The 13,899-nt window shown below is 67.4% G+C and carries 13 protein-coding genes, 1 tRNA gene and 3 pseudogenes; 8 read left to right on the top strand and 9 right to left on the bottom strand.

What is annotated here, in order from left to right:
- Positions 1-88: 88 nt before the first annotated feature.
- On the bottom strand, positions 89-1,504 hold the full coding sequence (locus VFA08_10415) for a PH domain-containing protein (protein ID HYZ14000.1): 1,416 nt from the start codon (positions 1,502-1,504) through the stop codon (positions 89-91).
- On the bottom strand, positions 1,482-1,934 hold the full coding sequence (locus tag VFA08_10410; GenBank protein ID HYZ13999.1) for a PH domain-containing protein: 453 nt from the start codon (positions 1,932-1,934) through the stop codon (positions 1,482-1,484). The genes VFA08_10415 and VFA08_10410 overlap by 23 nt, the downstream gene beginning before the upstream one ends.
- Before the next feature lie 73 nt (positions 1,935-2,007).
- On the opposite strand from VFA08_10410, the gene VFA08_10405 reads away from it, so the two are divergent.
- Positions 2,008-2,099 (top strand) — tRNA-Sec (locus VFA08_10405).
- 300 nt (positions 2,100-2,399) lie between these two features.
- Here VFA08_10405 and VFA08_10400 read toward each other — a convergent pair.
- The 4 genes and pseudogenes from VFA08_10400 to VFA08_10385 all read right to left on the bottom strand — a co-directional run bounded on the left by VFA08_10400 (position 2,400) and on the right by VFA08_10385 (position 5,069).
- Positions 2,400-3,554, bottom strand: coding sequence for a hypothetical protein (locus VFA08_10400; protein ID HYZ13998.1), 1,155 nt, complete (start codon positions 3,552-3,554; stop codon positions 2,400-2,402).
- Positions 3,547-4,071 carry a sigma-70 family RNA polymerase sigma factor gene (locus VFA08_10395; protein ID HYZ13997.1) on the bottom strand — a complete coding sequence of 175 codons (525 nt, stop codon included), beginning with the start codon at positions 4,069-4,071 and terminating at the stop codon, positions 3,547-3,549. Before VFA08_10395 ends, VFA08_10400 begins: the two co-directional genes overlap by 8 nt.
- A gap of 240 nt (positions 4,072-4,311) precedes the next feature.
- Positions 4,312-4,911 (bottom strand): hypothetical protein, encoded by a 600-nt coding sequence (locus VFA08_10390; GenBank protein HYZ13996.1) that lies wholly within the window; start codon positions 4,909-4,911, stop codon positions 4,312-4,314.
- Positions 4,912-4,940: 29 nt separating this feature from the next.
- Positions 4,941-5,069, bottom strand: a pseudogene (locus VFA08_10385) (PEP-utilizing enzyme).
- A gap of 162 nt (positions 5,070-5,231) precedes the next feature.
- Here VFA08_10385 and VFA08_10380 point away from each other — a divergent pair.
- Together VFA08_10380 and VFA08_10375 are read left to right on the top strand one after the other, a co-directional pair.
- Positions 5,232-5,603: a YciI family protein gene (locus VFA08_10380; protein ID HYZ13995.1), complete on the top strand. Its 372-nt coding sequence runs from the start codon at positions 5,232-5,234 to the stop codon at positions 5,601-5,603.
- Positions 5,600-6,854 (top strand): annotated as a pseudogene (locus tag VFA08_10375) (sigma-70 family RNA polymerase sigma factor). The gene VFA08_10380 and the pseudogene VFA08_10375 overlap by 4 nt, the downstream one beginning before the upstream one ends.
- A gap of 146 nt (positions 6,855-7,000) precedes the next feature.
- On the opposite strand, the gene VFA08_10370 reads toward VFA08_10375, so the two are convergent.
- Positions 7,001-7,549, bottom strand: a complete 549-nt coding sequence (locus tag VFA08_10370; protein ID HYZ13994.1) for a dihydrofolate reductase family protein — start codon at positions 7,547-7,549, stop codon at positions 7,001-7,003.
- 97 nt (positions 7,550-7,646) lie between these two features.
- Positions 7,647-8,261, bottom strand: coding sequence for a dihydrofolate reductase family protein (locus VFA08_10365; protein ID HYZ13993.1), 615 nt, complete (start codon positions 8,259-8,261; stop codon positions 7,647-7,649).
- Positions 8,262-8,645: 384 nt separating this feature from the next.
- Between VFA08_10365 and VFA08_10360 the strand changes: the two genes are divergently transcribed.
- The 5 genes and pseudogenes from VFA08_10360 (at position 8,646) to VFA08_10340 (ending at position 12,157) form a co-directional block, all read left to right on the top strand.
- Complete coding sequence (locus VFA08_10360) at positions 8,646-9,173, top strand: hypothetical protein (GenBank protein ID HYZ13992.1); 528 nt, start codon at positions 8,646-8,648, stop codon at positions 9,171-9,173.
- On the top strand, positions 9,130-9,528 hold the full coding sequence (locus VFA08_10355; protein ID HYZ13991.1) for a zinc-binding dehydrogenase: 399 nt from the start codon (positions 9,130-9,132) through the stop codon (positions 9,526-9,528). Before VFA08_10360 ends, VFA08_10355 begins: the two co-directional genes overlap by 44 nt.
- A 1-nt stretch (position 9,529) precedes the next feature.
- Positions 9,530-10,324 carry an isocitrate lyase/phosphoenolpyruvate mutase family protein gene (locus VFA08_10350; protein HYZ13990.1) on the top strand — a complete coding sequence of 265 codons (795 nt, stop codon included), beginning with the start codon at positions 9,530-9,532 and terminating at the stop codon, positions 10,322-10,324.
- Between the two features lie 48 nt (positions 10,325-10,372).
- Positions 10,373-11,865, top strand: a pseudogene (locus tag VFA08_10345) (FAD-dependent monooxygenase).
- 10 nt (positions 11,866-11,875) lie between these two features.
- On the top strand, positions 11,876-12,157 hold the full coding sequence (locus VFA08_10340; protein ID HYZ13989.1) for an antibiotic biosynthesis monooxygenase: 282 nt from the start codon (positions 11,876-11,878) through the stop codon (positions 12,155-12,157).
- Here VFA08_10340 and VFA08_10335 read toward each other — a convergent pair.
- On the bottom strand, positions 12,154-13,899 hold a 1,746-nt coding region (locus VFA08_10335; protein ID HYZ13988.1), incomplete at its 5' end, for a diguanylate cyclase. The two genes, VFA08_10340 and VFA08_10335, sit on opposite strands and share 4 nt — an antisense overlap.

Below are 13,899 nucleotides of genomic sequence, written 5' to 3'. Positions count from 1 at the left end.
ACGGCTCGAACCTACGGGGGTTCGAGGAAACCGCCGGTTAAGGGGCACGCAAGGGCGGATGAAGGCTGCCGTCTCGACCACCGCGCGTTCATGCGACCGAGCGACGGAACGACTTCTCCAGCTCGGAGAACCGACGCGCCGCGACGGCGTTCGGCAGATGCAGGGCCCGGCCGACGGCCCTTGGGATCGAGAGCCGCAGCGTTGCAAGGCCCAGAGGTCGTTGCTGCGGCGACACGGTGAACGACAGGTGCTGCAGATTGCCGACCGGCATCACCAGCGTCCGCCTGACGAACACGCCGGAACGGACGACGGCGATCCCGGCATCGAACGTCGTGCCGAGCGTCCGCCATGACACGATGGCCAGGGCGACAGCGATCGGGATGGCAGCGAACGCGACACTCCCGGCGCGACCGTACGCAACGATGGAGAGAACACCGAGTGCGGTCCCGACCACGACACCCCCTAGAACGCGCGGGACGAGCGCCCGCATCGGCGGACGCACCAGGCCGGCGAGGAGCTCCTCCGCCGGCGCGCCGAGCAGCGATCCGATGAGCGCGACTGCGATGCGCCGGTTGCCGACGGGCAGAAGAAGGCTCGTCTCCTGTTCGTCTTGCGCTTGGCGAGGACGGCCGGCGCTGACCGCTCGGAGCGACGCCAGCCCGAGCAACCATCGCAGGAGGTTCTCCTCCATCCGGATCGCCTGAAGGCGGCCGAGCGGAACCACGGCTCGACGCTTCTCGACCAGCCCGCGAGTGATCGTCAACCGCTCGCCTTCGCGTGTGATCGTGAAGTCCCAGTACACGAGCAACGTCGCGACGATCGAGATGGCGACGGCAACGGCGACGAACGCAGCGCCGATCAAGACGATCCGACCGATCCCCGCGCTTCCCAAGCGGCTCAACAACCGGAACGCCGTCTCCTCCGAGACCGCGTCGAGCCCGTATCCCAGCAACACGGCCAGGACCGCGACACGGCCGCCCGTCACGCCGGCGAGCAGAAGCAGCCGCGGATGAAGCTTGACGAGCGGAGGAACCACAACGTCTGGACGCGGTGGCGCGCCGGTGTGCGCGAGCAGTTGCGTTCGGATCCGTGCGGCTTCCTCGGGCTTGAGCGCGACGAGCGCGGCTTCCGTCTCGCGCCCACCCGCCGCTTCGATCCGAAGCTCCACGACGCCGAACACGCGGTGGCGCAGCTTCTCCACAACGTCGACGCTCTGGATCCGAGCGTACGGGATCACACGACGCCACGTCCCCAGCACGCCACCCTCGACAACCAACGCGTTCTGCTCGAGCCGGTAGCCGAACCTGAAGTAACGCACAACCGACGCGCCGATGCCGATCGCCAAGATGATGTAGAAGATGCGCAGCGACTCGCCGCCTAATAGCAACACGGCGATGATCGGGACCGCGAAGCGACCGACGGTCTCCGCGATCCATACCCCGACGGCCGCAGGGTCGAGCCGCTTGAGGGCGCCCGGGTCCTCAGACGGTGTCGGCGCCTGCAACCCTCGACAACTCCTCGCGAACGCCGTCCGCCTCGGCCACGTCGAGTCCCGGCACTTGACCCGCACGTCCCGCGGCCGTGTAGACGATCAGCCGTGTCAGGTGGAAGAGGCGATCGAGCGGTCCTTGTCTTGTCTCGACGAACTGGATCCGATCGAAGGGGATCAGCGTGGTGATCTGGAAGAGCGCCCCGCGCGCGATCAGCACGTCGCGCGTCCTGATCTCGTATCGCCATCGCCGGTACCGGAGGTACGGGATCAGCACGGCGCCGAGCACGACGATCCCGGCGATCACCCCCGCGATCGGCGGCGGGATCTCTTCCTCGCCAGTATTCAGACCCAGGAGGATCGCGACGACGAACGCGGTAGCGCCCGCGATCGCCCACCACAACAGAAGGACACGTCGATCAAGCCTGCGTGCCGGGCGTTCCACGCATCCGACGCTAACGCCGGAGACGCACCGAGTCAGCGAACCTGCATTCGAACGCGACGTTATCCTCGACGCTGGAGGCGTCAGGGCGCCTGGTGGGCCCCCCGGTCTTCAAAACCGGTGTGCGGGCGAGAGCTCGCAGGCGGGTTCGATTCCCGTCCGCCTCCGCTACGGCGTGACCAGCCGAAACGCGCGAGCGAAGGGAACACCATAAGAACGGTGGGTCGAGACCACCAGGCGGCTGCCCTCGACAGTCGAGGATAGAACTCTTCGGTGTAGCCGGGGCCCGTGTAGCCAAGGTACGGGCCGCTATTCGGGGGTGCGATCCAGCTCATGAGGTCGCCGCCGACGCATTCAGCGAAGTCGACGTTGGGCACGGTCATCTCCAGATGCTTGCCGCAGTAGGCGTAGTCCCATCTTCGCGTTCCGCCTCGCTCGCTGAGCCGACCGCGGGAGCGCGCCGCGCGATCACCGCGACAGCCACTCCCCCACCAGCGTTCCGGCGACGACGAGCCGGGCGTCGGAGCCGTCAGTGCCCATGCTCCACAGCGAAGACTCGCCCGTTCCTCGGTCCTCGGTCCTCGAGAAGAGGATGCGGTCGCCCTGCGGTGAGAACCCGATGATCCCGAGGCTCGTTCCGCGCTCCGCTTCGGTCAGCAGAGTCACCGATCCGGTCGCCACATCGAGGACTCGCAGTTCGTCCGGACGGCCACCGCCGTACGTGGTGAACGCGATCCGATCGCCGGTCCGAGACCATGTGGGGTTCCAGGCGGAGTCTCCGAACACCTCCCGGGGCTCAGAGCCGTCGGACCGAGCGACCATCAGCGACCGGTGGTCGACGTACGCGACCTGCGACCCGTCGGGCGAGTAGGTGATCGTCCACCCGGCACTCGCGGGCACCGGGAGCTGCCGTGGCGCGCCGCCGTCGAGCGGCACCTCCAGGTTGGGAACCATCAACGAGGTGCCGTCCGGCATCCACAACGGGTCGTGATCGCCACCAGCGATCCCGGGCGGGACCGTGAGGCGAGCCTGCCGAACGCCGTCGAGCCCGTAGACGCCGATCGTTTCGAACACGGTGTCCCACACCGCGACGCGAGTGGAATCTGGCGACCACCTGATCTGCCAACCCTCGCCCGGGAACGTCGCAACGACGTTGCCCGCCGCGTCGGTGATCACGACGCCCCCCCACCCGAAATCACCGCCGGAACAATCCGAGTAGCGATAGGCGAGGTACCTCCCGTCCGGCGCCCAGAGCGGCCCCTCCGCCCAGTACTCGCCGACGCCGCCGCACTCGTCGGCGGGAAGGCCGTCCGCGATCTTGACCGCGTTCGATCCGTCCGGATCGGCGACGTAGATGTCACCGTCGAGGGCGTATGCGAGGGAGCCCGAGGCCACCGGAGCCGGCCGGGGCTCGACGGGGGGGTTCGCCGGGATGCCGTCCGAGGTCAGCGAGCGGACGAGGACGATCCCCATCGCGAGCGCCAGGATGACGCCGAGGGCGCCCGCGAGGATCTGCCGGTTTCGTTCCTTGCGCTCGCGCCGACCGAGCAGCCGCTCGAAGTCGCCCCGCTCGAGGTCAACGGTCCGGCTCTCGCGTTCGAGGACGTCCGCGATCCTAGGCATCGTCGACCTCCATCACCTTTCGGAACGCGTCGCGCCCGTGGCGCGTCAGGGAACGGATCGTCGCGTCCGTGACGCCGAGCGCATCTCCCGCCTCCTTCGACGAAAACCCGAGCATCTCGGTCAGCACGAGCGCCGCTCGTTGCCGCGGCGGGAGGGACGCGAGGACGTGCCGGACGGTCTGCCGGTCGTCGGCGTCGGAGAAGTCGTCGCTCGACGGCGTGAGCCCGACGGATCGTCGGATCGCGAGCACGGCGCGCCGATAGCGCTTGCGGAACAGGTTCATCGCGCTCCGGTACAGGTAGCCAACCGGGTCGTCCATCCCGCCGACGCGGTCCCACCGCTCCCACACCTTGAGGAACGCGTCCTGCATGAGCTCCTCCGCCTCGGCACGGTTCCCGGTGACGAGCCACAGCCGCCGGAACAGGCTGCGAGCCTCCGCGTCGTAGAAGGCCTCGAAGGCGCGGGACGCCTCGAGCTGGTCGAGGGCCGCGTCCGAGACGACGATCCGTTCGGTCATGTCAGGTGGATGAACCCACGAGACGCCACGAGCGTGCAAGTGGACTTGGCCCTCCTCGATCTCTCCCCCTCTGGAGGACGGCGTGAAGAGCCGGGCGGCAGCACGCGGCTTGCGGTGCTCACGCCACCTGATCCCAGCCGCAAGCGCTCACCCACACGCACCGACCTGCGGCGTTTGGGTACTTAAAGTGTTCCCTTCGCCTCCACTACGTCGCCGCCACCGGAGCACTCCGCCCGGAGGTCACATGCGCGTGACGGCGGGTCTTCGTTCCCCAAGGCATCTCGCAACGACCAACACCAGCACGCCGGCTCCAGGGATGATCCACGGCGGCACGACGAGACTCACGACGGTCCCCGCGACCGCAACCCGCGTGCTGACGTGCCGTCGCCGCCACAGAACCGCCGTCAGGGCGAGGGCTGCCACGAGCCCGAACCACGGTGCGAGATTCGCCAGCCCGTGGGCCGATGCGATCGCGGGCGACTCGACGAGCTGCTCGGTGGGGATCTGCCCCATCCCCGCTCGGATCAGAGCATCGACCACCTGAACGTTGCCGACGAGGACAAGGGCGTTCGCCACCAGCCAAGCTCCGCACGCGAAAAGGACGTCTGGCTGGCGAAGCGCCGATGGGGTCGACCACAGGAGGATCACGATCAGGGCGACAGCCATGAACGGAGCGGTCGCGCTGCCGAGATGTTCTGCGGCGTGACCGGCGACGTCGTAGCGATTCTCGAACACGAGCTTCTGCACGACCAACGACCCGCCGAGCGCGATAGGGACGAGCCACCAGCGGGAGACCCACTGCCGCCAGCGTTCGTTCCTCACCTGGAGCTCCCTGTCCATCCGTCTTCCTCCGCGGTTCGACCCCGCCATCACCCCGGCTCGACGTTCCCGGTGAAGCCGTCGACCGTCACGAGCATGCCGGTCTGAAGTCGTGCCGTCGCGTCGCCGCAGCCCACGACCGCGGGGATGCCGTACTCGCGCGCGATGATCGAGGCGTGGGGCGGCAGCGCTGACTGACGCCGGCGGATGCATCGGTTCGACGGAGGGCCCTGGGCAATGCCGTTCAGCACTATTCTCGCCCCGGAAGTGTCCTCTTGCGTCGATCCCGTTCGTAAGGAGGTGAGCGCGGGGACGACCCGCACCGATGGGGAGGAGAACCCATGAGCCAGTACCTCTTGTCCACGTACGCCGTGGAGGGCGAGGTCCCCGGGGCACCGAGCACGCCGGAAGAGATGCAAGGATTCATGCAGCGGGTCGTTGCCCTCGAAGACGAGATGGAGGCGACCGGCACGTTCGTCTTCGGTGGCGCGCTCCATGAACCAGACGCGGCGACGGTCGTCCGCGCGAGCGGGGGCGATCTGGTCATGACCGACGGCCCGTTCGTGGAAGCGAAGGAGCACATCGCGGGGTTTTACGTCATCAACGCGGACGACCTCGATGCCGCTTTGGTCTGGGCCCGGAAGGTCGTCGACGCGATCAAGCACCCGATCGAGGTCCGTCCGTTTCGAGCGACGGGCCGCGTCCAGGCATGACAACTCGTCAAGCCCGCTGGGACACCACCGAAGTCGAGCGGGTCTTCCGTGACGCGTACGGTCAGGCGGTGGCGACGTTGGTTCGGATCTTCGGCGACATTACGCTTGCCGAAGACGCCGTGCAGGACGCGTTCGTCTTGGCGAGCCGGCGTTGGCCGAGCGATGGCACCCCACCCAACCCGGCCGGGTGGATCGTCACGACCGCACGGAACCGAGCGATCGATGACCTTCGCCGGTCGGCCCGCGGCAGTGCCCTCCACGAACAGTTGGCCGCGTCAACGGCTCTTCCGGACCCAAACAGCGAGGCGTGGAGAGAGGACGGACCCGTGAGTGACGACCAACTCCGACTCATCTTCACCTGCTGCCACCCAGCGTTACGAACGGAGCACCGCGTCGCCCTGACCTTGCGGCTGCTCGGCGGCCTGAGTGTGGCTGAGGTTGCGCGCTCGTTCCTCGTGAGCGAGCCGGCGATGGCTAAGCGACTCGTCCGGGCCAAGTACAAGATCAAAGCCGCCGGGATCCCCTATCGAGTCCCGGGCGACGCCGACCTGCCGGAGCGGCCGCTCGGTGTTGTCGGTCCTGTACCTGATCTACAACACGGGGCTGGACGACCCCGAGCGGACGTCTTTGCGGAACGAGGCGGTCCGGCTCGCGCGCTCGCTCGCCGGGTTGATGCCCGATGAACCCGAAGCGGCAGGGCTGCTCGCGTTGATCCTGCTCAGTGATTCACGAGTGTCGGCCCGCACGGCGGGGCGTGACCTCGTGCTCCTTCGTGATCAGGATCGGACCACGTGGGATCGCGCGAAGATCGACGAGGGACATGCGATCGTGCGCGCCTGTATCCGCCGCGGCCAACCGGGTCCCTACCAGCTCCAGGCCGCTATCCAAGCCGTCCACTGCGACGCTCACTCCTTCGAGGCAACGGACTGGCGCCAAGTCGTCGCTCTCTACGATCACCTGTTCTCAACGATGCCTACTCCCATCGTCGCCCTCAATCGGGCCATCGCCGTCGCCGAGGTCGAAGGCCCCGGCGCCGCGCTCACCACGCTCGACGCGATCGCATCGGAGCTCGACGGTTATCACCTCATGCACGCCGCCCGCGGCACGATGTTGCGTCGGCTTGGACAGCGAGACGCCGCGCGAGCCGCGTTCGCACGCGCCTTCACCCTCGCAACAACGCAAGCCGACCGGCGGTTCCTTACGCAACAGATCCAGGAGCTTGGCGAAGAAGGACGCGATCAGGAGATATGACCCCGGCGGTCGAGCATCGTACCCAGCCCGGCTGACCTGCGGCGTTCGGGTTCTTGGAGTGTTCCGGTCGCTTCCGCGTGAAGAAGACGGGAGAGAAGCGCAGTGTTTCGCAACTCGCTGATCACGACGAAGTAGCCGGCGACTAGCTACCTAGGTTCATACCGCATCGCGACCGCCCCCGAGCCGAACTCCAGCCGGCTAACGAGCTTCAAGTCGACAGGCTTCGATAGCCCCGCGAACAACGTCGGCCCGTGGCCCACTAGCCTGGGGTGCACCACAAACTCGTACTCATCGATCAATCCCAGCTCCGCCAACGCCAGCGGGAGCTTCACACCTCCCACGAATATTCCCTTACCTGACTCCCGCTTGAGCTGCTGAACGGCCTTGCCCAGATCACCGCGCACGAGCTCCGCGTTCCAGTCGACCCTCTCCAGGGTGCTCGACACGACGTACTTCTTTGCCGAGTTGATCGTCCGGGCGAAGGGTTCCATCCAATCAGGTCTCGCTCCCGTCGGCGCCGGCGGCCGCCACGCTGCCTCCATCATTTCGTACGTCACCCGCCCAAAGAGGAGGGCATCCGCTCGGTCGAGGTTCTCGACCGCATGACGATGCAACTCTTCGTCCGGGGGAATTCCCGCACGATGATCGCAGCACCCGTCCAACGTGACGTTGATGGAATACCGAAGGGGTCGCATCACGTCAGCGTACTGAACAGCCCGTGCGGATTGGTCGCCGGGCGTCGACGTGGTTCGTCCAACTCCGATTAGCGTCGTGCGGGAGACGATCTGTCGCTCACGCGTCCAGCCCGAACGTCCCCGACTTGATCTCACGTCCCGCCCTGTAGGTCGCGATGATGACGCCAGAGCTCGAGACCTCGTGATCGACGAGCTCGAGGCCATCGGGTATCGCGCCTTCGACGAACAGTCGCTTCCCCTTACCCAGGACGACCGGAAAGATGAGCAGGTGGAACTCATCGATCACGTTGTGTGGAAGAAGCGATTGGATCAGGTTCGAGCTTCCATGGATCTGCAGCTCCGGTCCGTCCGATTGCTTGAGGGCCCGGACTCCTTCGACAACGTCGCCTTCGATTAGCACCGAATTGGCCCACTCCAAGGACTCGAGGGTGCGCGAGGCAACATTCTTGGTTGCGTCGTTCATCCGCTTGGCGCCTTGCTCTTCAGTCGCGGTCGGCCAGAACGAGGCGAAGATCTCATACGTCTTGCGACCGAGGACGAGATCGAACGGGGTGCCCATGAAGTCGCTCATCTCCTGGTCCACCTGATCGTCCCAGTAGCCGACCGACCAGCCGCCTTGATCGAAACCACTATCCGGGTCCTCTTCTGGCCCCCCGGGCGCCTGCATGACGCCATCGAGCGTGAGAAACGTGGTTACCTTCAGCTTCCTCATGGCTTCCTCCTAAGTAGGCGAGCACTTGGTGCTTAGAGCGCATCTGGGCGGAGACCTCATCGGTGATGTCGCTCGAGCTCGACCGGTGGGTCCTACCTCTCCTGGCCACCACTGCCTCCGAAACAGCCATTCCTTATGACGCCAACGTAGGGCCGCTGCGCCTTACGTCAACGGCGAACCTTGTGTGTCCATGGATGCCGGGTCGGCTGCGGCGTCCGTTGACAATGGCGCGACCGCGACCCTTATGGCCGGACCTGGAGTGGCTCGGGTTCTTAGAGTGTTCCCCCCGCCTCCGCGTGGAGAGGAGCGGAGAATGATCGTGGAGACCGCCGAGAATCACTTCCTCTCCGCGATGCGATTCATGTGGAACTGAAAGTGGGATCAATGCGCGCGGTCCGGCTTCACGGTGAGGGAGTCAACACCCTCTCGCTCGACGAGATCGACGTACCGAAACGCGGCGCGGACGACACGCTCGTGCGAGTGCACGCGGCCGGGCTCACCCGGGAGGAGCTCACGTGGCGCACGGACCGTCTGCCCGCGATCCCCTCCCACGAGCTCTCGGGCGTCGTGGTCGAGGCGCCGAAGGAGAGCGATCTCGCGGCTGGCGACCCGATCGTCGCGCTGACTCCGTTCGACGCGGACGGCGTCGCCGCCGAGCTCGCGATCGTTCCGTCGGTGATCCTCGCGCCGAAGCCGACGAAGCTCTCCCATGTGGAAGCCGCGTCGCTCCCGTTGGCCGGGTTGAGCGCGTGGCAGGCGTTGTTCGACCACGGGCGACTCGAGCCGGGCGAGAGTGTGCTGGTGACCGGGGCGGTCGGTGGCGTCGGGCATCTCGGAACGCAGCTCGCTCGTGTGGTCCGGCGCGCACGTGGTCGCCGCTGTCGCACCCGGGGCGGAGAGACTCGCTCTTGAGCTCGGGGCGCACGAGATCCTCGGCGAAACGGGCTCCGAGCCCCTCGATTTGGTCTTCGACACGGCGGGCGGGCAATCGGCCGCCGACGGCGCGGGGCGCCTGCGCGAGGGTGGGCGGTTCGTTTCGGTCGCGGAGGAGCCGGCCGACGTCCCCGGCGGCGTAGCGGCGACGTACTTCGTCGTCGAGCCGAACCGGGAGCAGCTCGGGCGCATCCTCGAGCTCGCGGGGAGCGGGGAGATCCGGCCGCTGGTCGATTCTGCTTTCGCACTCGCCGACGCGCGCGCGGCCTTCGAGCGGACTGAGGCTCGCGGCAAGCGTGGCAAGGTGGTACTCCGCGTCGCGGAGGAGTACTGACATGCCGACCCAAGCCGAGAAGGCGACCGCGTTTCGAGCCCTGCACGAGGGCGCCTCGTTCGTGATCCCGAACGCGTGGGACGCGGGTTCGGCGCGCGTGCTCGCGGGTGTCGGGTTCGTCGCGCTGGCCACGACGAGCTCGGGGTTTGCGTTCACGCTCGGCCGTCGCGACGGAGGTGCGGGCCTCGACGAGGTCGCTGCCCACGCGTCGGCACTCGACGACGCGACGGATCTTCCGGTCTCCGTCGATCTCGAGAACGGGTACGGCTCTGACCCTGATGACGCTGCGCGGGCGATCGAGCGTATCGCCGAGGCCGGCGCGGTCGGCGGGTCGATCGAGGACTACGATCCCGCCGGCCACCTCTACGAACGCTCGCACGCCGTCGAACGGATCGCAGCCGCCGTCGAGGCGGCGCGCGCATTGGTGTTCCCATTCACGCTCACGGCGCGAGCGGAGAACCACATTCGGGGCAACCCCGACCTCGAGGACACGATCGAGCGGTTGCTCGCGTTCGAACGGGCAGGGGCCGACGTCCTCTACGCGCCCGGCCTGCAGACCGTCGAGGAGATCCGATCGGTAAGCGAGGCGGTCACGCGGCCGATCAACGTCCTGGCGTTGCCGGTGCTCGGCACGGTTGCGGAGGTCGCCGGGGCCGGCGCGCAGCGGATCAGCGTCGGCGGGCAGCTCACGTGGGTCGCTGTACAGGCGCTCGTCGACGCCGCCACGACGATCCGCTCCACAGGTGACCTCGACGTGCTGACGACGTCGCTCGATCTCGACCGCTGGCTCGGGTGAGCCTTCGCTTGGTCGCGTGGCCGGTGTGATGCCGGCCCGAACGTTGCGATGACCGAGCATCTGGTGGTGATCGCCGGTGGAGGTCCGACCGGGCTGATGCTGGCGGGCGAGTTGGCATTGGCGGAGGTCGACGTCGCCATCGTCGAGCGGCGCCCCAGCCAGGAGCTCGTCGGCTCGCGCGCCGGTGGTCTGCACGCACGCACCATCGAGGTTCTCGATCAGCGTGGCCTCGCGGACCGGTTCCTCTCGGAGGGGACCGTCGCTCAGGTCGCAGGATTCGCGTGGATCCCGTTGGACATCAGCGACTTTCCCACCCGGCACAACTACGGGCTCGGACTGGTGCAGAGCCACATCGAGCGCATCCTGGCCGACTGGGTCGGCGAGCTGGCGGTGCCGATCTATCGCGAACGGGACGTGACTGGCTTCGCGCAAGACGACACCGGAGTCGACGTCGAGCTCTCCGACGGCCGGTCGCTGCGGGCGGAGTATCTCGTGGGGTGCGACGGAGGACGCAGCCTGATCCGTCGAGGGGCCGGCATCGAGTTTCCCGGGTGGGAGCCGACGATCAGCAACCTGATCGCCGAGGTCGAGCTTGCCGAGGAGCCCGAATGGGGCCTGCGCCGTGACGCTCGTGGCCCCCAGGTCCTCACTCGGACGGGAGACGACGGCCCCGTCCGGTCCTCGTGACCGAACAGCGTGTCGGAGCGTCCGGCGAACCCACCCTGCAGGATCTCAGCGACGCGCTCACCGCCGTCTACGGGACGGATTACGGGGTCCACAGTCCCACGTCGATCTCCAGGTTCACCGATGTGAGTCGGCAAGCGGCGTCCTACCGTGCCGGACGGGTGCTGCTGGCCGGCGACGCCGCGCACGTGCACTACCCGGTAGGTGGACAGGGCCTCAACATCGGCGTGCAGGATGCTGTGAATCTGGGATGGAAACTGGCCCAGGTGGTCAAGGGGACATCACCCGACAGCTTGTTGAATACCTATCACGCAGAGCGTCATCCGGTGGCCGCCCGCGTATTACGAAACACAATGGCGCAGACCGCGCTCCTTCGCAGTGACGACCGTATCGAGGCCCTGCGCGAGATCGTGTCCGAGCTGCTGAGCATGGACGAGCCTCGCAAACGATTCGCCGGGATGATGTCCGGCCTGGACATCATCCACTACGACCTCGGCGAGGGGCATCCACTGCTCGGACGCCGCATGCCGGATCTCGACCTGGTCATCGCCGACGGGCCGCTGCGGGTCTACACGCTGCTGCACGACGCCCGGCCGGTGCTCCTCAACCTCGGCGAGCCCGGCAGCTCCGACGTCACCCCGTGGACCGCTCGGGTTCAGGTCGTCGACGCCGAATACGCAGGTCCGTGGGAGCTTCCGGTACTTGGGACGGTGACTGTTCCCAGCGCGGTGTTGATTCGGCCGGACGGCTACGTCGCCTGGGTAGGAGACGGAACCCAGCTCGGCCTGTCCGAAGCGCTGACCACCTGGTTCGGACCGCCCACTGCGGCACAGGGGACGCATTCCAGATCTAGATGACGGGAGGAGCATGATCGCGCACATCGCCATCCACACGCCGAATCCCGAGAGCACCGATGCGTTGATCGCTTCGATGAACAGGTTCGCGGCCGCTGGTCGTTCACAGCCCGGGCTTCAGGAGGTCCACACGATGCGTGACGCCGAGTCCGGCAAGCTGCTCGGCCTTGCGCTCTGGGAGACGCGCGAGGCCTTCGAGAGCGGTGTTCAAGCGATGCGGGCAGCCGTCGATGACGATCCATTCCCGGAGTGGGAGGACACCTCACCCGAGGTGTACCTCTTCGAAGACATCTAGTCGTCGAACGTTTCTTGCGGGGCTCCGGCACCCGCGCCAAGGACAGGCGCCAACGCGTCGCTCGCTCGCCGGTGCGGATCGAGGGAGTCCTCCATCGAGAAGACCTCGACGCGGTTGCGGCCGTTGGCTTTGGCTCGGTACAGCGCGCGGTCGGCGTTGCGGATCAGCCGCGTCGGATCCGGCGCGTCCTCTGGGAACACGGCGATGCCGAAGCTCGCTGTGACGCGCCGTTCACCGAGCACGTCGATGTCCACGATGGTCTGGCGGACTCGCTCCGCGATGACCGCGGCCCCCTCGCGGTCGGTGTTCGGGAGCAGGATGATGAACTCCTCGCCGCCGTAACGGCCGACGAAGTCACTGTCGCGAGCCGTGGACTGCAGGGCCACGCCCACTGCCGCGAGCACCTCGTCGCCGCGGCCGTGGCCGAGCTCGTCGTTGATCCGTTTGAAATGGTCGAGGTCGAGCAGCACGGCGGACAGCGGCCAGACCATCCGCGCCGCCTGCGCCACGACGCGGTTGAGCGTGTCCTGCACCGCTCTCGTGTTGGGGAGGCCGGTCAGCGAATCGGTCGCGGCGCGAAGCTGAGCGAGCGCGAGGTTGCGCAGGTTCGCCAGCACGGGGGCGGCCTGGCCGACGGAGTCGCGCACCCGCGTCGCGTCGAGCTCGTCTAGCTCCTCCGATCGGTTCACCAGGACCGATCCGATCACCTCGCCGCCCACGAGCAGTGGCCGGCACGTCGACGAGCCGTCCAGGGGATGGCACAGGCTGCATGCGATAAGCGGATCGGCGTCGGCACGTTCCATGTGCGAGCGGGCCAGCCGAACGGCGACGCAGTCACGCGGCTTGGCCTCGGCGATTCGTTCGGTGAAGTCGTGGTCGTCGGGAAGCTCGGTCGTCGCCTCCAAACGGTCGGCGCTGTTGTTCCGGTTGAGCACGACGGCCACGCTGTGCGGCACCGAGCGCTCGATGTGGCGCTTGAGAAGCTCGTGCGCCTCCTCCTCGTTCTGGGTGACCTGCAGCGCCTCGACGAACTCGTCCTGGCTGTCGTCGTAGGACTGGGCGGCTTCACCGCGTACGACCATCTCGTTGAGCGCCCAGCCGAGATCCGTGAGCTCGTCGCGGCCTCGCGGCCTGACGCGCTCGTGCATGGCACCCGACGCGACCGTCCCGGCGAACGCCGAGTACTCGCGGACCCGGCGGACGACGCTGCGGATCAGCCACAGCGTCGCCGCGACGGCGACGAGCACGCTACCTATTGCGATGGTCCGGAAGAGGACGACGGACCGAGCGTACGAGCGTTCGGCCTCCGCTTTCGAGTCTCGCGCCTGCCGCTCCTCGGCGACGTGGATGGGCTCGGTCGCCGCCGTCATCGACTGGCCGAGCAGGCCGACGTGCTCGGAGGCGAGGTCGCGTTCGCGCGGCGACTCGATGGTCAAGAACTCCGGGGACGTCGCGTACGCGATGAACTCGCGCCACGTGCGCTCCAACTCCGCTTCCAGCTCGAGGTCTTCCGTGTCGCCCTCCGAGAGGCTCCGGAGGTCGAACAGGAGCCCTTCGACGTGCGGCACGACGCGGTCACGTAGGTCCAGGCGGAGCTGATCTCTCACCTCCGCGTGCCGTTCGGTCACCAGCCGCTGCACGACGACCTCCGCCTCTCGCATGCCCTCGGCGACCTCGCCCACCACGCGAGTGCTCAGGAGGTTGTCCTCGTAGACGCGATCGAGCTCTTGCTTTTGGTTGGA

Source organism: Actinomycetota bacterium (genome assembly GCA_035640355.1).
In the GTDB taxonomy this organism is placed as follows: Bacteria; Actinomycetota; UBA4738; order UBA4738; family HRBIN12; genus CALGFI01.
This window is presented reverse-complemented; position numbering and strand designations above follow the sequence as displayed.